The organism is Moorena sp. SIO3I8, from assembly GCF_010692325.1.
Classification (GTDB): domain Bacteria; phylum Cyanobacteriota; class Cyanobacteriia; order Cyanobacteriales; family Coleofasciculaceae; genus Moorena.
In genome coordinates this window covers 1-19,488 of sequence record NZ_JAAHHW010000012.1, presented here as the reverse complement: position 1 = coordinate 19,488, position 19,488 = coordinate 1, and the positions used below count along the sequence as shown (strand labels likewise).

Here is a 19,488-nt window from a genome sequence, read left to right as displayed (position 1 = left end):
GCAGTACCCGTTTGGGTACTTCGTAACAGCTAGCACTGAAACCAATCCTGAGGATGAGCATTAGTCTTTGGGCATAATCTGCTCTATAACACCAGCAAGAGTTAGGTAAACCCTCTTGAGCTTGGGTTTGTTGGTAACCTAACTAGCACCATTGATTTTGAGTCACCAGTTACTTATCTGGTTGAGTCCACACCTTTTATGCCGCAGTTTCCGAGTTGTTAACATAACTTTACAAAAACCACCCAGATAGTTCTAATCTGATGGTTATAATACAACATTTAGCTAGACATAGCTCGACTTGCTGTCATCAATAGGATTGCAGAATTGCTTGGAATTGTTAAAACCTACTCTTAGCTCTACCTGATGTGGTTGCGGAAGTTAGGGTTTTACCTGTTGTGAATAGGCTTTGGCTTGGTGATAAGATAGCGATCGCATCTTCATACTCCTGAAGTGCAAAAATCGCCAATCCCCGGTTTTAGTAGCCCCGGAAATGCGAATCGCGAGTAATTAACGAAAAGTGTTAGTTATCCCAATTGATTGTAGCTTTTCATACAAATTATTTCTAACTTAGTATCTAGGAATACTAAGTTTTGATCTCTTCAAGCCATTTTGAAGTGTTTTTTGAAGTATTTCTTGAAAAGAATAGCATTTTAAAATAGATCCAGAAACCCAATGGTGATTGGGTGCATCTCAAAGTTTTAACAAAACTCGCTATCCATCCCCACCCTCTTCCAGGGTGGGGATGGATAGCGAGACGACAACTTGTAATGACAAATCATCACGATTCATGTTAGAATAAAGATGGTCGCTGACCCGCCTGACTGACTAAAAGGCTACCTTGCAAATGGTTTAAAATCCTATCAGTTTTTAGACCATTAGGTGTACAAAGTACTAGCAGAGCTCAGGGAAGAGACTTGCCCCGGCTGGTTGACCACAGAGTCGTAATTCCAAGGTGAGTCTGTCGAGTAAACTATATGTCTGCGGAAGGCGGATATCTGCCTGTGGACGCTGAGTAAGACCGTATTGCAGCTTGCTGTTTGAGGCATCGGCGGATGAAGCGGGAAGCCCGAAAGACGAATAAAACCGTCCCTGAGTTGACCTGAGAATTGGAAGCCCCAACCTCAGCGTTCGCGTAGCGTGACCAAAGGTCAAGCAGGTTGGGGTACTTCACATCTATAACTCAGCTATGCAGGGCATTCATGAGGGGAGCCAGTGCGATCATGGGGTAAACCCCCTCATCAAGGCGCTACCTTGTTGCATCGCTACTCCCTACTGCCTACTCCCATTAACCTAAGACGAAAGTCCCTGACGCAATTGAGAACTGCTATAGTAACTTAGATTACATTAGGGGAATCAAAAGAATGAGCGCCAGAATGAGCGCTTTTTGGGTTTAAGGGTATCGGTCTTGTCCTGATTAACTGGCTTCTCAGAAGCCTCTACACCTAATTCTGGAGATTTGGACTTCGGGGATTTTTGAATAGGAATGTCTTTACCCAACTGCCAGTCATTGTCAGCCTGCGATAAAACATAGATAGCCACATTTTCAATCTCCTGCTCAGTCAGCTTCTTATTGAAGGAGGGCATAGCGTTTTTGCCATTAGTTACCTGGGTTTTAATTTTTTCCAGGTCATACATCTTATATCGTTTTAGGACAGGTTTCTTCAAGGTTTTATTGGCCATAATCACGTTATTGCCACCGATATGACAAGCAGCACAATTTTGACTAAAAACCTGAGCTCCCTGAACGGCATCACCAGCGAGGGCTGGACGAAATAGAGCAAATGTAAACCATACCGTAGCAGTCAACAGGATTGATAGCAGCTTCTTCAAGGGTATTCTCCTTCTGATCAAACAAACAGCAGGCTACAGAGTGGCCTATAATTATTCCCTAGAATGACTGTAAACCTTAGAAGAACTGCTGTCAAACCTAAGCAAGACTATAAATAAAGGAAGCAGACAGACTAAATATGAATCGGGATAGCCTGGCGGCTCTTCACTTCATACACTATTAATCAGTTTTAGCACCAAAATTACCTGAAAATTAACCTAAAATTAACCACTAATCTATGAGTCCTCTGCCCCATCATCGCCCTAAACAACTCTCCCTAGGTCCATTGGAACGAGAAATCTTGGAGATCATCTGGGTATTAGGTTGCGCTACTGTTAAAGATGTCCATGAACAGATTTTGGCTGACCCCGATCGGGAATTAGCGTATGCTTCAGTGACCACAGTGCTACGCCGCTTGACCCAGAAAGGTTGGCTGAGTTGTGATAAACGACAGCGTACCTTTTTATGGAGACCCTTAGTGTCTCGCCAAGAAGCCCAGGTACTCGCAGCCCATGACCAGCTCAATCGCTTTTTAGCTGTAGGCAATCCAGATGTAGTTGCTGCCTTTGCCGATAGCTTAGATGCAGCGAGTGTGGAACAAATTTCTGCGATCGCACAACGACTGCAAGCAGCACGTCAAAGGCGGAAGGAGGAAAAATAATGCATGTGGTCATGATTATAGCAGCATTAGGGCTGGCTTGCTGGCACAGGCACACAAGCTACCAACTCCCAGGGAGTTGGCCCAGGCGCTGGCAACAGGTACTAGTGCAATTTCTGGCTCCACCCCTACTCCTCCTAACCACTGCTTTAGCTGTCCTATCCATGGGGCCAAAGGGACAAATGATCGGGTTACGTACCGACTGGCTCAGCTACTGTCTAGCGCTAGGATTTCTGGGTTGGGCAGTAGTGTTGTGGCTAAAGTTAGCAAGGCTTGGTTGGCAGTCTTTGCAACAATTTCGTTCCTTACCCCAAATTTGCTTAATAAATGGGAAATGGCAAAATGGGCAATGGGAAAGGGTTGAAAACTGTCCTGGCTTAACTCCAACCCCTGAATCCCTAGCTAGTCAGGGTCAATTGGCTCGTCTTTTAGACACTCCCATACCCTTTATTGCTCAGATTGGCTTTTGGCAACCGGAACTTGTGGTCAGTCAGGGACTCTTAGAAACTCTCTCATCCGAACATCTAGAGGCTGTTATTACCCATGAGCAAGCTCACCACCATTACCGAGATACCTTCTGGTTTTTCTGGCTAGGCTGGATTCATCGAATCACCGCTTGGTTACCAAATACAGAGTCATTGTGGCAAGAACTATTGAGTCTACGAGAAATCCGTGCTGACCATTGGGCCGCTAAACAGGTCGATGCCCTATTGTTGGCAGAATCACTGTTGACTATGGTTAGTAGTCCGATGATCACTAAGGAAAATTTCTGTGCTCCCTTTAGTAGACCTGTGCCTCCCAGTCGCTTCCAAGAGAGAATCGATGCACTCTTGACAGAGCCAGAGTCTGCCACTGCTACTAACTCCTGGAATTACTCCTGGAATTGGAGTTGGTTGCTATACGTATTGTTACCCCTATTGGTTGTACCGTTTCATCAATAGACTTAAGGGCAACAGGCATTACCACAGGCATTAGGCCACAGGTAAAGGGGAAAAAAATATTTTTTTGGGTATTGACGTCGCGACATAGTGATGTAATCATATAAATATATCGCGACAAAAGGAAAGAACACACAAAACACTATAGTAAAACACTTAAATAAACCCCCTAAGTGTAGTAACTACCTAAGTGTATTAACCTGTGTATTAGCCATTTGTCATGATATCACGATATACCAATAGAAGTATATCGTGACAAAATGTGCCAAACTTATAAGAGGACAATCAGATGTTGCTCTCTCTGGAGCTAGAGGACAAGGACATTGGTTCACAAAAAGACAGATCCCCGGTATGCATTACTGCGAGGACATATTCCCAAACATCTACTAAAGCGCTTCCGCAACTACTGTGTCGAACACGAACTTGACTACAGTGAAGGACTAGAAGATGCGCTGACTAAATTTTTTAACTACCTAGACAGCAGCCAACTATCAGCAGTTCCAGCACAAACTCCTACCATTGCTGATCTGATTCATGGCTGGAACTTGGAAGAACTATCACGATTAAGTGAAGTTAGCGTTGAAAACCTGCAAGCCATCATGGAAGGAAACCGACCCACAGATGATGATCTGATTGGTTTGGGTGTAGTGCTATGCAAGAACAATGGTGAACCTTGGACAACCGATGAGTTAGTCGAGATTCGCGATCGCTGTTTTTACGGTGTTCCAAAATTGTCGAGCAACAGCGAGTCGCCAAGGATTCAATAACCGTGATCGGACTAACAGCTGCCAATGGTGATTGCTATCAGAGGGGATTTGTTAGAGAAATTATCGGTTTTTGAATCGATTTTTGGCTAAAATCAATCCTGCCAGTTACTGTACTATGGAAGCCGTCGGTTACTTAGATCAACAACCATAAATCAACAACGATAGATCAACAACCATAGTTAGCCATAGTAGTTAGCCATAGTAGTTAGCCATAGTAGTTAGCCATAGTAGTTAGCCATAGTCTCCGTTGGTCCGGTTTAACTTGCTTAAGAGCAACACTCACTACTCAGCGTGTCATTTTAGGTTTCAGTCTTCAACAATGGACAATTTCTTTTTCTCAGGGTGCCATCTATCAGTTACCACCGAGAGTTTCAATATTGAAGCTCCATCACGCTTAGCGGCTTATGCTCTAAGGCGACATGCTAGTGAGCTGGCTGTATCTGCTCAAAAACTCAGGCTTCAACGGGCTATTGTATCTTGGCCCGGATGCGAGCGACCTTACCAAATTCCCACCTCCATACTCAGGAGCCAGACAACTATGACCGGACCAATACCCCAAAGCGGAACCTATTTGCTAGGAGCCAACTACCTTCGTGTTAATGATTTTATCAAAGAAAAGCGTGAAGAAGGTCTAATTGTAGTAATTACGTCAATGTGGAATGATGTTTGCTTACATACCAATGACCTACTTGCACCGGAGCGGGGTATTCTCCAACCCCATCAGTGGACTGGCTTTAATTATCGCTACTTGTGGCGTGATAGTCGGGATGACTATAACGAACTAATTGATCGATTGACTCGGGAGCGTTACATTCCCAAATTCCAGTACACCCTCAGGCGTCCCGATGGCACATTAGGCCGCTATGAGACAGATTATTACCTGGTAGAGGATTATCTGAACGTACCAGTGCGCATTGGTGTCAGCAATGTCAATGCTTGGGAACTAATATCAGAACCCTTAGCAAGTTAGTTTCCATTTTCCATCAGCCATCACTCACCACCAAGACTCAAAATCTTTGATCCTGTTACCTAGGTAAGCGGCTTGCCGCTTAAGGATTGACCTTGGCCTAATGGCCACGCTACGCGAATGGTCACCCTACGCCAACGATAACGTGTTACCTGACTTACTTGACCGGTCAATTAAGTACACTCATTCAATAACTCATCGCTGAATCTTTAGGTCTACTTGAGCTAGGTAGCCAACAGCGATTTATTTCCCTAAAACTGTTTGCCAACAAATAACTATGCACAACCAATCAATTAATTCGGTGCCTTCTGGCAATCAGAACTGTGAAGCAAGCACGAGTAGTTTGGTGAATTATCCAACTCGAAATCATAATGACAAACAGGCGATAGTAAGGGGAGGGTATATTTTTGCTCTGATTGTGGCGATGATTTTGGGATTCCAGTCACTGGAAGCCTCCTATGAACGGGTAAATGGTGAGGAAAATATTTCTTTTGCGACCAAGTCGCCTCCTTCTAGTCTCTTAGTGAGTGGGTTAACCTTGATTGGCTTGGGGCTAGGTATTGAAATTAATAAATCTACAATCTTCTCAAAAGGCAAAGGAATAATTCAACTGCTAGTAAATTCCTCTATGGATGAAGAGGAGTAATATCATGTCTAGTACCATCACTTAACGTACTGATTAGTCAAGACTTATGGTTTAGTTAGTTGTCTAGTTAGTCACCGGTTGAGTTCCAATTTCATAAGGAAGACTATCTCAGCTATCTATTATCTATCTCAGCTGTATATCTCAGCTATCTATCTCAGCTATCTATCTCAGCTATCTATTATCTATCTCAGCTATCTATCTCAGCTATCTATCTCAACTATCTATCTCAACTATCTATCTCAACTAGAAGACGCTGCTGACTAGTTTGCAATTAGTCAATAGCATTTATTCAGGGTTGCCAACACCTTTAAAAAGGGTGTTAAATCTACTACTACTTCTAAAATTAATTGTATAACTGTCCTAGATTATTATAGTAAACTTGACTCTAGAAAGCAATGGCTACACATCACTAAACAATGGATCCAAGGGATTATAGGAAGAAAAATAGAACAGTACTATACGCCTCTAGTGATGCGACAGCTGCCAGGAAAAGGCTGTAAGTTGTTGCTTCTGGAAAGAAACACACCGGGAGCTGTCAGCACATGGCGATTTAACTGTGAGCTGCTCCAAAGACAATACTTACTAATTACTCTAGATAACCTAGCGGATTTAGATAGATATTTCCAGAGAAGCAATCGCCAAAGAAAACCAGGTAACACCAAAAGATAAATTGTTAATTTACCGATTAGTAACGTCTCTCATCGTATCGGTATTAGCCTAATTGACCCCTTCAAAAACCAAGAGTGGATTGGGGTATGGGATTTAAACCTAATCGACGATTGGTCAACTTATCACGCAGAAGATTATAAGGCAGAGCAACTAGTGTTATACCTCGGTCGTCGCCTGATTAGTTCCTATGAGTTTATGCCCGACTTTTTTGAGCAACAGATTACAGAAAAGCAATGGTGGCAACAGCGTATTATGACTTTGTGTAAACCAGATTTTACCAAAGATCACGATATTAATATTACAGCACTGTCAGAAACAAAACCACTGTCAGTAACAAAACACAGGTCAAACTTAATTGAGTTCAGAAGAAAAGTAGGATGAGTTGATGCCAGTTAACTAGGTTAACCTAGTTAACTGGCAAGGCACTAAGCAACTGGTTGATTGCTGACGTTTAACGGTTAACGGTTAACAGTTGACAGTCAACCCTCAACCGTCACAAAGATGGTGAGATCCCCTTCAAGTCAAGCCAGTTCGATACAGATGGCTCAAACCTCTTGTCGTTTTGTTAGATAATTGGTATAAACCGCTACAGATTCCAAAAACGGGGTGTGTTCAGGAGTGATTGCTCAGTCAGCTGCGGTTGACTGGTGCAGAAGCGATTGCTCCTGTTTTTTTTTCTGATCAAACGGACACAGTTGACTTGGTTTTCCCTACCTAATATCTTGTCAGGATAATTACCCTTAATAAAAATCTCCCGTTTCTCCCGTTTCTCCCCATCTCCCCATCTCCCCATCTCCCCACACCTCCCACCCTCCCCTTAATAGCAGACTTGATATAACTCCCCTTGCTCTGCCTTACCAATGCGGGTGTTCGGTGATCCAGTATGGGTAGTGAGCAATGCGCTAGAGTAGGATAGATAGGATAATTGAGATTAATTAACGGCGTAAGTTAGCCGACAGAAGGATGAGTTCTTGGCGCGATCGCTTAAATAAATTTGGTGGCAAAACTAGATTTGTAGTTTTTCGTTTGTTTGTACACTTAGCTGGTTCAGAAGTAACACCCTTGTTGGGGGTACTCAATCGTGCGGCACGGGAGGCCGTTGAATCAGACGGGGATTTGAAGGTGTTAGGGGAAGAACTGGTAGCAATTTGTCAAAACCTGCTACAGCTGCAGATCTACTGGCAATCGGCAGCGAATGAAGGAGATGTCTTTTGGAAGGAAGGAGAAGCTGGGGACTACGTTAATGAACTGTTTACTGACTCAGCTGGGCGCTACCTGTCTGAACCAGATTTCACTACACCCTTACCTGACAATGAACCTTTATCCATACCTGTGACCCAAAACGTAATTGTTATGATCACAGTAGCCTACGAAGGGGAAGTTCCTGAACTAGAAACTAACCTAGCTAGTGTTGAGTACCTCGAAGCAGGTCTAAAGGCATTGATTAATCTCCACTATCAGGAAAGTTTGCAAGCTATCCAGGTTCACTTCTCTCCAGCACAGTTGGGTGACGAACTGACTGATGAGCAAATTTTACTCAATTTCCCGGAACTGGTTCCCCTCTAATCATAAGTAAATTAAATAAATATAGATAGTGTTATAGTTATCACTATCAGTAGAAACAGTGATGGGGTGATGGGGTGATGGGCAAGACGAACGAAAAATCTTCCCCAAATTTTTGTTTGACAAATTAACTAGCCCATAGCCAAGCGCGATTAGACAAGCGCGATTAGACAATAGTGATTTAACAGAACGATAGTGATTTAAGAAAACTTTTTTAACTATATGTTACGTACAGTTGCGATTTTTGTTCTATCTCTAACCTTATGTTGGACCACAGTAGGGTGTGGTTCTCCTAACTCAAGCCAAGTGTCGCTGAATCGGGGTGGGAGTACATCCTTTACTCCAACTCGGTTGAGTGATGGGAAATATCCCGTACAACAGGCAACCTACGATGATGTTAATGGGGTATATACCCTAATGGTACTCAATACTCCTGCGGGTAGTCCGCCAGTTTTTCGGAGCAGGGATTTGCAGATGGCACGTCTGACTGATGAGCAGGTTGCTGCTGGGGAAAATACGTATCTGAGTATTGATGACAATCAGCCGGTGATGTACCTAACTGAAGACTTCCGGATTGAATATGTCCACAATGTCACTGAGACTAGATCTAATCCTCAAACTGGTCAACAAGAAACAGTAATCGTGCGTCAGCAATCCAGTTTCTGGGCTCCTTTTGCTGGTGCTTTGGCTGGTCAAGCTATAGGTAGTATGCTATTTCGACCTCAATACTATGTTCCACCGGTTTATCAACCGGGAGGGGTTCTGAATGGTTATGGTGGGTATGGTAACAGCTATAGTCAAGCAGTGAAGCGATATGAAACACGGTACAAAGCACCGCCACCCGTGGTTAAAAATACTCGCTCTTTCCGCACGACTGGTAGCTTAAGAAAATCTCCTGCAGCTAATCAAGCCACTACTCGTAAAGCCTCACCCAACGCTAATCGCTCCACAGGAAGTGGTTTCGGCTCAAGTCAGTTACGCACCTCTAGTCCATCTAGTACTAAGAAAGCCAAACCAAGAAGCAGTGGTTTTGGCAGCACGAAGCGATCGCCTTCTGGCTTTGGTAGTAGTCGTGGTGGTAGTCGTTCCTTCAGACGCCGCCGCTAGTTTTAAGGCCCCTTAAAATACCCTTAAAATACATTAAGAAGCTTCTAAAGTCTTTAGAAGCTTCTTATTTTGCTGCATTATCAGGTTAGTTTTTGATTTACTACCATAACCTAAATACTGTAACTGGGGTGCTAGGATTCGAACCTAGGAATGGCGGGACCAAAACCCGCTGCCTTACCGCTTGGCTACACCCCATTCATTCCACTTCTTTGATGATAACAGATTTGACTGGGAATATGTCAAGTATTTTTTTTGATTATTTTTTCTTTGTTTGGGCGAAAGGGTAATGGAGTAATGGAGGAATGGTCACCGGAAGGAAGAGAAAGAGAGATTGATTGTCTGACCTCCGCATGTTTTTTCCCCCCTCTTCCTTTTCAACCTATATTCACGCCGGATAAATCCGTAAACGTCGGTTGGGTTCATCGCCAAAGCTAGAAGACTTGAGGCGATAGTGTTCAACTAACTCGTGTTGCATTTTCCGCACTTTAGGCGATCTGGGCAACAATTCTACAGGTTGGCCTTTGGGAATCACAATTTGCTCAACTGCTAAACGGGCTTCTTCTAGAGCCTCGATTTCATCCTCGCTAACGCTTTGGGCAAATAACTCCAAATCAGCAGCATCGGGAATTGTGGGGTCATCCATGTGCAACAGACGCCTTAATGCCCGAGTAATCTGGGGGATGGAGCTAGCTTTGATAGCGTGAATCGGGATCTGACGAGATTTAGCAATGGACTTGAGCTTGGAGTGGTTTTTGACATGCGATCGCAATCCTAAAACCACATCAGCAGTATCCATGTTTTTTGTCAAGACCACAGGCAAATTGAGGATTTGGATCACTTGCTCGATTTGATGACGACTAATGCCGTAAGGATACACCTGTAGTGGCAAATCCTCACCATTAGGTCCTAACATCTCCATCCCTTGACCCAAGAGCTCTTGCTGTGACCAAGATTCAGCCAGCAGCTGTTCAAAGGTGCTATTTTCCCGAGCTGGCTTTGGTTCTTGAAGGGATAGGGGATTCATCTGCCCAGATGAACGCCAACCTTTTGGTTGGCTAGGAGTCGTTAGGGTAAGGTGACCCTTGCTCCGACCATTTAGGGGAGTGGTAACTGGAGCGCTAGGTAATTCTCGGGTAATGGTTACCTTACCATTTTCATCTTCTGTCCTGACTGGAGGATTTGGTTGACGTCCCCTGAGTAAATTATCAACCGTGTCCGCAACACTTTCATGTACTACCCAACGCTTACGCTCTAGCATTTCTACAGCGATTTCAAAGGTTGGGGGGGCTTTTCGCTCCAAAACGGTTTTCTGGGAGCCTCGCCGTCTGGCTTCGTCATCCCCTAGGGTTACAGCCTGGATACCGCCTACTAAATCCGAAAGAGTGGGATTTTTAATCAAGTTTTCAATCCGATTGCCGTGAGCAGTTCCCACCAGCATCACCCCCCGTTCCGCAATGGTACGAGCGGCCTGAGCTTCCAGTTCTGTGCCAATTTCATCGATAACGATCACTTCTGGCATATGGTTTTCCACCGCCTCAATCATCACCTGATGCTGATGTTCTGGGCTAGCGACCTGCATCCGTCGGGCTCGACCAATAGCTGGGTGGGGAATATCGCCATCTCCAGCAATTTCGTTAGAGGTGTCGATAATCACGACCCGTTTGTCTAATTCGTCTGCCAGAACTCGGGCAATTTCCCGTAAAGCAGTAGTTTTGCCTACACCAGGACGCCCAAGCATCAAAATTGACTTACCAGTTTCGACTAAGTCACGAATCATGCCGATGGTACCAAAGACCGCTCGACCCACACGACAGGTTAAGCCAATAATTTCCCCTGGACGGTTCCGAATCGCACTAATGCGGTGCAAGGTACCCTCAATTCCGGCTCGGTTATCACCGCTAAAGGATCCGACTCGCTCAACACAGTGATTGATTTGTTCGATAGTAACTGGTGTATCAGAAAGGTACTCTGCCCGATCACGAAAGCGCACTTCTGGGAAGCGACCGAGATCCATAATCACTTCGATCAAACTGTCCCTTTCAGGATGTTGCTCCAATGATGACCGAATTTCGGCGGGCAATATGTCTAGTAATTTTGGTAGGTCATCTGTAATTTTTTCACAGTTTGAAATCCCCTGAGTTTTGTCCACTGTTTCTTGGTGTTCCTTGGTAGGTATAGTGGCAAAATCTAGTTGAAGATTGTCACTTACCTCTGAGGAGTGACCACTAACGGTCATCGCCTCAACCAAGTTATTTTCATAAACCACTGGTGATTCTTGATTGAATGACAGTTGTTGCTCTGAAAGCTTGTTTAGTGGAAAATTCACCATTTGTTTTGACCAAATAAAGCGATTTCTGCTGTTAACTTTTGCCCTGTTTAACTTTCGGTTGTTAGTCAGGTTTTGGATTTAGGTCATGTCTAATTTTACTCCCTAATAATTGAAGGTTTTTATGCTAATTTAATCCAACAGTATTCCTCGATTAAAGTCAAGAACATTAAATACTCTGAGGAATTTTTTTGACTGATTTGAGTTGAGCCACCAGGGCATGGGCAGTTGCCACAGCCTGCCAGAGCAGATCTGGTACATCTTCAAGGTTTCTATAAGAGGGATTAGGAACGAATCCCTGGTGGTGATCAACGTTTTGGTCATAGTCTTGTTCTAACTTTTCTAGAATCGGTGAGAGTAGAACTCGGGCGTAGCTACCGTAAGCCACACCGGCAACGTAGGGTAGGTTATTTGGTTGTTCGCCTAGGGTGGCCTTTTGGTCAAGGTTGTTGTAAGAACGTTCAACCGGCAACCTATCAACTTGGGCTAGCTTCAAAAGCCTAGCTGCTCTTAGTTTGCTGACGGTGTGGTTATTGGTACCACCAGCTAACTGTACGTATCCTGGTAAGCCAGCAGCGATGACTTTCTGAGCGAGTTTGACAGCAGCATGAGTTGTACCCATGCCTATATCCCCACTCATAGGACGTCCATCGGTTTGCCAGATTAGAGGACAGGGTAAAGGCTGGATGAGTTGGTAGATTTCCTTTAGGTAGTCAATCAAATCTTTACCATCTGGGCAGCTAATGGCTAGGAGTTTGAGTTGAGCGCACCAGGGTGCGATCGCATTCCATAGTCTTTTAAAGTCTGGTAAATTCCCGACTTTGGTGTGAATTTCTATAGCATCAACGCCATTGCTTAGAATCAGGGGTGCGATCGCAAAAGGAGCTGATACGTATGAGCGAGTAGTGATCAGCTGATGGGGGCAAACTGGCAGACAACGACCACAGCCATAGCAGCGTTGGTCGAGCACACCAGAGTAAGCTTCACTGCCATTCTGGAAAGTAATTGCTTGTGCTGGGCAAATCTTTTCACAGGGACGGGGGCAGTCCCCTGGACACAAATCTGAGTCAAATTCGGCTTTTCGGAAATGGGGGTCTTCCCCATCATTCAAGCTCACCATCAGCCATGGTCTGCCACAGAATCCAAACCCTCGCTGTTTGGCTTCATTTCCCATGGTGTTGGCGACTTGTAAGGCATCTTTCGCCGCCGAAATGACCGCCGGGTCAGCTGCCACATCAATACAATCGGCACCGGCGAGGGTGTAAGCCAAGGTTAGGCTTCTAACAGCAGGGAGGTGTTGAAAACTGGCTCCGCAAATGAGCTTGAACCAATCACCCTCCCTTAAGGAATGTAAGGGATAGTAAAGTTCATTCACTCCTATATGCTAAATCTTTAACGCGAAAATGGGGAGACTAATTTTACAATTCGAGTAATGAAAAAGGCATTTTTTGAGGCGCTTACAATCCTTTCCGGGGGGGGAAATCCCTCAATTGTTTTCCAAAAATGCAGATTTAGGGTAGCTGGTTTTATTCTTACACCAAATATAGCGGTTGAATTTCTACAGCTGATCTCACTAAAATAATGGTGTCAATTAATTCAAAATTCTTTTTAATTCAAAACTCTTTTTATTAAAACCCATCCCACGTGATAGTTAGTCGTGGGATGGAGTTTAAGCATTGGGAATCTTGGCGCTTATTCGGTTAATCAATAATCGCGTTAAGCAGGACCTCGGCTAAGGTCATATTCTCCATGTCTTCCAGAGTGACTGTGTCCACGATGTCAAATTGAGCCCCAGCTCCTTCAAGGTCATCATCAAGTGCTTTGAGAAACCGAGTTGCCATGGCATCATTACCCACTTGGATCAGTGAAATGCCTAGTTCTTCATCCCGGTCTATGTGCCGAGATGCTTCAATGATCACTCGCATTACGGCTTTGCGGTCATCGGGCTCACCATCGGTTATCACCAAGAATGTTTCCCCATTGGGTTTGGTTTGCCCAGCCGCTTTGCGCTTAAAGTAGTCATCGGTGGCATCCTTTAGCACACCAGCGAGATCGGTGCGACCCATGGGATCATTTTCTTGGAAAATTTGTTCTACTTTATCTGAGGTAACGTTATCGTACCGTCTAAAGCGACTAGAAAACAGGTAAACCGTAATCCCATCTGGATCGAGCTGTTCACATTTTCTGGCCACTGCTAAGGTAGACTCTTGGGCAATCTGCCATCGACTTTTGCTCCTATCTTGGGAGTCTGGGCTAGACATACTGCCGCTTTTGTCGATGATTAACGTATAGTCACGGTCTTCCACGAGTGAACCTCCCACGAAAAAATTTCCTCCTTACCTTTACTGCCACGATTTCTTAATCTAGCTTAGCTAATACTCCCACAGCTCATCTGGATGTTTTAGCCTTAGGACCCTTAGCAGAAGTTGATTATGCCAACATTATGAAACCATTATTAAAAGCATCTTTCAACGGCAGCACCTTAGACTTGCTTATCAGGGTAGGTAATGGTGGATTTATTTGATTGACTGTTGTCTCTATTTACTATTATAAATTAAAATAATAATCTTAGAGATTAATCGTAAAATATTGACAGTTTGCTTAGGAGCTGTGTTACCTGCTCACCATCAGATGATACTTAACGAGTCTGGCAATCAAGACCGAGTTTCTTTCAAGGCTTGCAAATAATCAATTGCTGCCTCTAGTTTGGAGGGATAGGAGTCAGAAAATTCTTCAAACCACAACCCTTCTGCTGAGTTTGGAGTTAAGCCTTTTAGCCACTCAGTGGCTTGCTGATTAAGGGCTTCTCGTTCTCTTTGCTTTTGCTGCTGAACTCGTTTTTGTTCAGCTTCGAGTTCCTGCTGTTGTTTGAGAACCTCTTCTTGGTCTTTTTTATCAAACTCTGTTCTCATCTCAGCCAGCTCCCGATCCTGAGCAGTAGATACCCAATCAGGTATTTTGGATGGTGATGCACTAGTTGCTGGATCAGTTAGTGGCAAATCAACTAGTTTTTCCTGAAACAGAGGTTTTTCTTGCGGTTGAACACCAGCATCTTTTTGTTCATATTCAGCTTTGAGTTGAGCTAACAAGTCATCCATTGATTCCATGACTTTGGTCTCCTCTTAAATTGTTAACTGTTGAGGGATGTTTTTTAAACAGTTAACTTACAGCACTGTCACAAGCCTCGAACCCTGACGGGATAAATCCCACTAACTTCTCCTATGCTTTAGTCAATAATAGCATTGATCAAAACTTCAGTGAGAGTCATATCCTCCATCTGATCAATAGTTACCGTATCTACGATGTCAAACTTAGCCCCAGCATTTTGCAGCTCATCATCTAATATTTTTAAGAATTTAGTTGCCTGGAGATCATTCCCGATTTGGATGAAGGAAATTCCTAGTTCTTCATCGACATCAATACGCCGTGATGCTTCTATGATCACCTTCATCACAGCTTTGCGTTCATCAGGCTCCCCATCAGTGACGACTAAGATGGTTTCTCCATTTTCTTTGGTTTGGCCACTAGCCTTACGTTTAAAATAGTCGTTGGTGGCATCGAGTAAAACACCAGCTAAATCCGTGCGTCCCGATGGTTCATTTTCCTGGAATATCTGTAGCACTTTATCTGCGGTTACATTGTCGTAGCGTTTAAAGCGACCAGCAAATACATAAACCGTGATGCCATCTGGATCCAATTCTTCACATTTATTGGCTAAGGCAAGGGTAGACTCCTGCATGATTTGCCAACGGCTTTTGCCAGCAAGTTGATCCCTAATCGACATGCTGCCACTTTTATCGATGATTAAGGTGTAGTCACGTTGTTCGAGCATTGCTAGTCTTACCCACTATCATCCTACACCTCTAGGGTATCAAACTTATCATTTTTGACTAGTAACAGGGTTGGGTATCGATAAATATCAGCTATCAGCTATCAGCTATCAGCTATCAGCTATCAGCTATCAGCTATCAGCTATCAGTATTTAGCTTATGCCTTAGGTCACAGGCTAGAAGCCTGTGCCACGCTTTTGAATAAAATAAGCTGACCGCTGACCGCTGACCGCTGAATGCTTACAGAGCTATACCGAGACTATAAATTGGCTACAGAAACGAGTCCCGGCAAAGTCTCTTTGAGGGGTTGCCAACGGAAAGCACGATCTCCTCCCATCTCTAGGATTACTTTTACTCGTGGTTCTTGCTGGGGCAATGTGGTTAGATAGTCAACTTCTTGACTAGATAGAATAATTCCTTCAATAATCCACAGCACCAACCCTTTAGATTTGGGAGATAGGGCTGACAGTTGGTAGGTGACCAAGGGTGGCAGGTAGTAAACATCACCGACTGCAGATGATTTACCCATATTTTTCTTGCCCAGATGAGGAGGGCGAACACCGTGAATTCCAGTTAGATAAGCGGCTGGATCTCCTAGTCCTTTGGCAGTAATGGAAACGGTGGTATAGCCAGCAGCTCGCAAACGCCGCTGATAACGACCTTCAAACCCACCTTCTAATGGTGCATAAACTGCCAATGCACCAGACTTTTCTAGTGCCCGGATGAATGACTTGCCGGTGGTGATCAGTGCCATTGCTACCTCTGCTTCTGGTTTAAGTTTTGTGAACTCCTGTCAGCCTCCTATTATAAAGGACTGTTGGCAACTTCCCTCGAAGGTGCTGGAAACAGAGCACGATATCGCGGCTTGGCACAACAGCAGCACAAATATGACCGGTTATCAACAATCAATAAGGATTTCAGTATAAAAAAACCTGATCAGAATGGCCAAACTGAAAAAAATTATACTTGAGATAGGAGGCAAATTTACATAGATCTAGCACATGGCATTCATCGTATCCCATGGATACATAGTATGTTTTCCGGTCCTGTGATGTCCGACATATCCGACCTTTCTGTTTGATAAAGCTATTATCTTTGAGCGCAACTAAGTATTATAAAACATAATTATGGCTCCCAATCCCACCATCATGAAAGCTGTTGAGCAGCTAGACTACCGCGTCACTGTTGGGGATGTTGCTGCCCAAGTGGGTTTAAACATCCATCAAGCCGAGCAAGGTTTACTTGTCCTGGCCTCGGAAGTAGGTGGACATTTACAAGTGGCCGAGTCAGGGGATATTGCTTATCTGTTTCCCAAAAACTTTCGCGCTATTCTCCGCAACAAGTCCTTAAAGCTACAGTTGCAAGCATGGTGGGAAAAGGTTTGGGCTGTTTTATTCTACCTGATTCGGATTTCCTTCGGGATTTTCCTTCTGCTTTCCATTGTGTTGATGATTGTTGCGATCGCATTTATTGTTCTGAGCCTCAAAGCTGGCAGTGACAATGATTCGGACGGAGGAGGCGGAGGAGGAAGTCGTTCTGGTGGTGGCGGCGGAATCCTGTTTTTGCCCCGTTTATGGATTGGACCGGATCTGTTTTGGTGGTTCAACCCATCATACTCCCACAGTAATGCTCGCTCGAGACGGCGAAATTCCCGTTCTAAGGAGGAAGAAACGCAAATGAATTTTTTAGAGGCTGTTTTCTCCTTTCTGTTTGGTGATGGCAATCCCAATAGTAATTTAGAAGAACGTCGCTGGCAAACCATTGGTACTGTAATTCGCAATTCCGGGGGGGCTGTGGCAGCGGAACAGATTGCTCCCTATCTTGATGAGCTAGGAGAAAGCTACCAGCGAGAGTCAGAAGACTATATGTTACCAGTGCTAATCCGATTCGATGGACGCCCAGAGGTTAGCCCCTCAGGGGATATTGTCTATCACTTCCCTAAGTTGCAGACAACTGCTGCCAAACAGAATCAACAATCTGTGCCAGCTTATCTTCGTGCCAAGTTGTGGCAGTTTTCTCTGGCAAGCAGTAACCAGATTATGCTGGCGATTGGGTTAGGGAGTGTAAACTTCGTTTTAGCCTTAGTCCTGGGTTCCCTGTTGCAGGGGGGTGAGATTGCTGCACAGCTAGGAGGGTTTGTAGTCTTTGTGCAGCTAATTTACCCTCTGTTATTGGCTTATGGCGTAGGATTCTTGGCTATACCGTTGCTTCGATACTTCTGGGTTCAGCGGAAAAAGAAACAGATTGAAGCTCAGAATCGAGAACGGCAGAAAAATGCGATCGCACTTAATCAGGCTGATCAGGCTTTACAGAACAAGATTGCCTATGCGGAACAGTTTGCCGCTCAAAATGTGATTCGGGAAGACAATTTGGTTTATAGCAGTGAGAAGGATTTATTGGATCAGGATCTAGAAAGGAAAGACCAAATTGATACGGAGTGGGAACGGCGCTTAGAATTGGGGTCTACTCAGAATCTTGATACAAATCACTAATTAGTAAATTCAGCGGTCAGCTGTCAGCGGTCAGCTGTCAGCTTTGTGGAACAGGCTTCGAGGTCAGATTCAACAAATGGTTACGTTTTTGATTCAAAATCTAACTTCTAACTTCTGACTTCTGACTTCTAACTTCTGACTTCTGACTTCTGACTTCTGACTTCTGACTTGCGCGTAGCGCTATATCAGTAATTACCGGAAGATGATCCGAACCAAGATCAGGACCAGTTCTCATCTTGATAACCTTAACATCTCGACTAACTAAACAGTGGTCTACAGGAATAGCTAACCAAGGATTGGCTGGTGAAAATTGTGATAGGGTTGGTAGAATGCCAAAGCCAGCACGAGCGTCATGCAATCCGGAACTTTCGATTAGACTTTTATAGTAGGGTGACCACATTGTAACGTTTAAATCACCAATTAGCACCACTGGTTTTTGAATTTGTCTGATATAATCCCCAATCTCTTTTTCTAAATCTTGATTGCGCCACTGCCAACGTTGCTTTTCCAAATCCTCTTGCTGGCGTTGCTGAATTGAAGTATGAATGCGCGATTGTTTGGTTTTGGTCAAGCCCCCTAAATCCCCCAACTTTGGGGGACTTTGATAGTTTTGTTCCCCCCAGCGAGGGATTGCTCGCTGGGGGGCTAGGGGGGCAAAATCATACCCATAATCAGCAACGCCAAAATCCCCTGGCTTCCCAAAATAAAATTGTGGATAGGAGTGAGTAACAATGACTGAAGCGTCTGCACCAGCAATCTTTAAATCTAATTTGACCAGACCACGATATTTTCCGTATTCCAGAATTTCTGATTCTTGTAATGGTAAACGACTGTATACTTCCATCTGAAGTTCTGGAATACTGATAGTATAGGGTAAAACCTCTCTTAAAGCTTCTAATTGTTTAGGCCAAGGGTCTTTTGCTTCTAAAAAAGCGGCAATGGTCGGCTTTTCTTCTTTAACCAAGGCAATAGCATCAGCATACTGGGTATTGGAAAACGAGACATTGAACAGAAACAGACGCATGGGTTCACCAGAAGCGCCAAAGCTTAGTTTAGGTATATACCAAGGAATGATTTCTGTCAAGTTAATCAATAAGCAAAATAACGTGACTATCAACCAACGTTTGCGGCGATTTAGAGCAAAATAAATTAATGGTAATGCCCCTAATACCAGATATTGATGTTTAAAATTAGTGGTGAATTCTAAGTAGATGTTATCTCTAAAAAAATAGCTAGTTACGGAGAGTAATGTGACAAGACTAGTTAAGATAATGAATAACGATAAAATCCAGTTGTTTAATACCTTAACTAATGGATTAGAAGTCGAGTTAGTCATAAAGTAGATAGCAGTTTTAAATAGGGTGAGTTACGAAAGTTGTGGATTATAGGGAACAGGGAGCAGGGAGCAGGGAGCAGGATTTTTAGATTGTTTACTAATTGGAAAATAGGCAATTTAAAGGCACAGCAGCTTACTTCAAACTAGCCCTACTCCCGTCTTGATGCAGTCGCTCATGGGGGAAATCCCCAAGACCGCGCTGCATCGCTATTCCCTACTCCCTACTCCCTACTCCCTACTCCCTGTTCCCTTCAACCTTCAACCTTCACCCTTCACCCTTCTCTTAGCTCTATACTACCTGTTCCCACATATTTACCCGTTCTTCACTTCCCTATTTCTCTGGGGCCTGCGCACACGTGGA

General features: G+C 44.1%; 21 protein-coding genes, 1 tRNA gene and 1 pseudogene. 11 read left to right on the top strand and 12 right to left on the bottom strand.

Going from position 1 to position 19,488, the window contains the following annotated elements; all coding sequences use genetic code 11:
- Positions 1-337: 337 nt before the first annotated feature.
- Together F6K51_RS07020 and F6K51_RS07015 are read right to left on the bottom strand one after the other, a co-directional pair.
- Entirely contained in the window at positions 338-466 is a 129-nt protein-coding gene (locus tag F6K51_RS07020; RefSeq protein ID WP_293019151.1) for a hypothetical protein, read from the bottom strand.
- A gap of 504 nt (positions 467-970) precedes the next feature.
- The gene (locus F6K51_RS07015; protein ID WP_293019149.1) at positions 971-1,171 is read right to left on the bottom strand and encodes a hypothetical protein; all 201 of its coding nucleotides are present in this window, start codon (positions 1,169-1,171) and stop codon (positions 971-973) included.
- Between the two features lie 41 nt (positions 1,172-1,212).
- On the opposite strand from F6K51_RS07015, the gene F6K51_RS07010 reads away from it, so the two are divergent.
- Complete coding sequence (locus tag F6K51_RS07010; protein ID WP_293019147.1) at positions 1,213-1,338, top strand: hypothetical protein; 126 nt, start codon at positions 1,213-1,215, stop codon at positions 1,336-1,338.
- A 15-nt stretch (positions 1,339-1,353) separates the two neighbouring features.
- On the opposite strand, the gene petJ is transcribed toward F6K51_RS07010, so the two are convergent.
- On the bottom strand, positions 1,354-1,830 hold the full coding sequence (petJ, locus tag F6K51_RS07005) for a cytochrome c6 PetJ (RefSeq protein ID WP_364301753.1): 477 nt from the start codon (positions 1,828-1,830) through the stop codon (positions 1,354-1,356).
- Positions 1,831-2,066: 236 nt separating this feature from the next.
- Here petJ and F6K51_RS07000 point away from each other — a divergent pair, with 236 nt between their 5' ends.
- From F6K51_RS07000 to F6K51_RS06975, 6 genes are all read left to right on the top strand, one after another.
- Positions 2,067-2,489: a BlaI/MecI/CopY family transcriptional regulator gene (locus F6K51_RS07000; RefSeq protein ID WP_293019145.1), complete on the top strand. Its 423-nt coding sequence runs from the start codon at positions 2,067-2,069 to the stop codon at positions 2,487-2,489.
- On the top strand, positions 2,489-3,427 hold the full coding sequence (locus F6K51_RS06995) for a M56 family metallopeptidase (RefSeq protein WP_293019143.1): 939 nt from the start codon (positions 2,489-2,491) through the stop codon (positions 3,425-3,427). Before F6K51_RS07000 ends, F6K51_RS06995 begins: the two co-directional genes overlap by 1 nt.
- A gap of 320 nt (positions 3,428-3,747) precedes the next feature.
- Positions 3,748-4,191, top strand: a complete 444-nt coding sequence (locus F6K51_RS06990) for a hypothetical protein (RefSeq protein WP_293019141.1) — start codon at positions 3,748-3,750, stop codon at positions 4,189-4,191.
- A gap of 319 nt (positions 4,192-4,510) precedes the next feature.
- On the top strand, positions 4,511-5,161 hold the full coding sequence (locus tag F6K51_RS06985; protein ID WP_293019139.1) for a hypothetical protein: 651 nt from the start codon (positions 4,511-4,513) through the stop codon (positions 5,159-5,161).
- A 274-nt stretch (positions 5,162-5,435) separates the two neighbouring features.
- Complete coding sequence (locus F6K51_RS06980; RefSeq protein WP_293019137.1) at positions 5,436-5,804, top strand: hypothetical protein; 369 nt, start codon at positions 5,436-5,438, stop codon at positions 5,802-5,804.
- Between the two features lie 822 nt (positions 5,805-6,626).
- A complete protein-coding gene (locus F6K51_RS06975) occupies positions 6,627-6,854 on the top strand; it encodes a hypothetical protein (protein WP_293019135.1) in 228 nt (75 codons plus the stop codon).
- A 205-nt stretch (positions 6,855-7,059) separates the two neighbouring features.
- Here F6K51_RS06975 and F6K51_RS06970 read toward each other — a convergent pair whose 3' ends face one another.
- Complete coding sequence (locus tag F6K51_RS06970; RefSeq protein WP_293019133.1) at positions 7,060-7,266, bottom strand: hypothetical protein; 207 nt, start codon at positions 7,264-7,266, stop codon at positions 7,060-7,062.
- Positions 7,267-7,436: 170 nt separating this feature from the next.
- Here F6K51_RS06970 and F6K51_RS06965 point away from each other — a divergent pair, with 170 nt between their 5' ends.
- Complete coding sequence (locus tag F6K51_RS06965) at positions 7,437-8,039, top strand: DUF1517 domain-containing protein (RefSeq protein WP_293019131.1); 603 nt, start codon at positions 7,437-7,439, stop codon at positions 8,037-8,039.
- A gap of 219 nt (positions 8,040-8,258) precedes the next feature.
- Positions 8,259-9,143, top strand: coding sequence for a hypothetical protein (locus tag F6K51_RS06960; RefSeq protein WP_293019129.1), 885 nt, complete (start codon positions 8,259-8,261; stop codon positions 9,141-9,143).
- Between the two features lie 123 nt (positions 9,144-9,266).
- On the opposite strand, the gene F6K51_RS06955 is transcribed toward F6K51_RS06960, so the two are convergent.
- The 7 genes from F6K51_RS06955 to F6K51_RS06925 all read right to left on the bottom strand — a co-directional run bounded on the left by F6K51_RS06955 (position 9,267) and on the right by F6K51_RS06925 (position 16,053).
- Positions 9,267-9,338 (bottom strand) — tRNA-Gln (locus F6K51_RS06955).
- 190 nt (positions 9,339-9,528) lie between these two features.
- The gene (locus F6K51_RS06950; RefSeq protein WP_293019128.1) at positions 9,529-11,472 is read right to left on the bottom strand and encodes a R3H domain-containing nucleic acid-binding protein; all 1,944 of its coding nucleotides are present in this window, start codon (positions 11,470-11,472) and stop codon (positions 9,529-9,531) included.
- A 166-nt stretch (positions 11,473-11,638) separates the two neighbouring features.
- The gene (gene ldpA, locus F6K51_RS06945; protein ID WP_293019127.1) at positions 11,639-12,844 is read right to left on the bottom strand and encodes a circadian clock protein LdpA; all 1,206 of its coding nucleotides are present in this window, start codon (positions 12,842-12,844) and stop codon (positions 11,639-11,641) included.
- Between the two features lie 325 nt (positions 12,845-13,169).
- On the bottom strand, positions 13,170-13,790 hold the full coding sequence (locus F6K51_RS06940; protein WP_293019126.1) for a VWA domain-containing protein: 621 nt from the start codon (positions 13,788-13,790) through the stop codon (positions 13,170-13,172).
- Between the two features lie 333 nt (positions 13,791-14,123).
- Complete coding sequence (locus F6K51_RS06935; protein ID WP_293019125.1) at positions 14,124-14,576, bottom strand: hypothetical protein; 453 nt, start codon at positions 14,574-14,576, stop codon at positions 14,124-14,126.
- Between the two features lie 119 nt (positions 14,577-14,695).
- The gene (locus F6K51_RS06930) at positions 14,696-15,301 is read right to left on the bottom strand and encodes a VWA domain-containing protein (RefSeq protein ID WP_071105200.1); all 606 of its coding nucleotides are present in this window, start codon (positions 15,299-15,301) and stop codon (positions 14,696-14,698) included.
- 257 nt (positions 15,302-15,558) lie between these two features.
- Positions 15,559-16,053: an NAD(P)H-quinone oxidoreductase subunit N gene (locus F6K51_RS06925; protein ID WP_075904547.1), complete on the bottom strand. Its 495-nt coding sequence runs from the start codon at positions 16,051-16,053 to the stop codon at positions 15,559-15,561.
- Positions 16,054-16,426: 373 nt separating this feature from the next.
- Between F6K51_RS06925 and F6K51_RS06920 the strand changes: the two genes are divergently transcribed.
- A complete protein-coding gene (locus tag F6K51_RS06920) occupies positions 16,427-17,791 on the top strand; it encodes a hypothetical protein (protein ID WP_293019123.1) in 1,365 nt (454 codons plus the stop codon).
- Positions 17,792-17,891: 100 nt separating this feature from the next.
- On the opposite strand, the gene F6K51_RS06915 is transcribed toward F6K51_RS06920, so the two are convergent.
- A complete protein-coding gene (locus F6K51_RS06915; protein WP_293019122.1) occupies positions 17,892-19,127 on the bottom strand; it encodes an endonuclease/exonuclease/phosphatase family protein in 1,236 nt (411 codons plus the stop codon).
- Positions 19,128-19,302: 175 nt separating this feature from the next.
- Here F6K51_RS06915 and F6K51_RS06910 point away from each other — a divergent pair.
- Positions 19,303-19,488, top strand: a pseudogene (locus F6K51_RS06910) (hypothetical protein); the annotation flags it as partial.

Excerpts from the sequence above, each read along its gene's own strand:
- F6K51_RS06995 (WP_293019143.1), top strand. The coding sequence starts at position 2,489 with ATGCATGTGGTCATGATTATAGCAGCATTAGGGCTGGCTTGCTGGCAC.
- F6K51_RS06925 (WP_075904547.1), bottom strand. The coding sequence starts at position 16,053 with ATGGCACTGATCACCACCGGCAAGTCATTCATCCGGGCACTAGAAAAG.
- F6K51_RS06935 (WP_293019125.1), bottom strand. The coding sequence starts at position 14,576 with ATGGAATCAATGGATGACTTGTTAGCTCAACTCAAAGCTGAATATGAA.
- F6K51_RS06950 (WP_293019128.1), bottom strand. The coding sequence starts at position 11,472 with ATGGTGAATTTTCCACTAAACAAGCTTTCAGAGCAACAACTGTCATTC.
- F6K51_RS06970 (WP_293019133.1), bottom strand. The coding sequence starts at position 7,266 with ATGGGGAGATGGGGAGATGGGGAGAAACGGGAGAAACGGGAGATTTTT.
- F6K51_RS06985 (WP_293019139.1), top strand. The coding sequence starts at position 4,511 with ATGGACAATTTCTTTTTCTCAGGGTGCCATCTATCAGTTACCACCGAG.
- F6K51_RS06930 (WP_071105200.1), bottom strand. The coding sequence starts at position 15,301 with ATGCTCGAACAACGTGACTACACCTTAATCATCGATAAAAGTGGCAGC.
- F6K51_RS06960 (WP_293019129.1), top strand. The coding sequence starts at position 8,259 with ATGTTACGTACAGTTGCGATTTTTGTTCTATCTCTAACCTTATGTTGG.
- F6K51_RS06980 (WP_293019137.1), top strand. The coding sequence starts at position 5,436 with ATGCACAACCAATCAATTAATTCGGTGCCTTCTGGCAATCAGAACTGT.
- F6K51_RS06920 (WP_293019123.1), top strand. The coding sequence starts at position 16,427 with ATGGCTCCCAATCCCACCATCATGAAAGCTGTTGAGCAGCTAGACTAC.
- F6K51_RS06915 (WP_293019122.1), bottom strand. The coding sequence starts at position 19,127 with ATGACTAACTCGACTTCTAATCCATTAGTTAAGGTATTAAACAACTGG.
- F6K51_RS06965 (WP_293019131.1), top strand. The coding sequence starts at position 7,437 with ATGAGTTCTTGGCGCGATCGCTTAAATAAATTTGGTGGCAAAACTAGA.
- F6K51_RS07000 (WP_293019145.1), top strand. The coding sequence starts at position 2,067 with ATGAGTCCTCTGCCCCATCATCGCCCTAAACAACTCTCCCTAGGTCCA.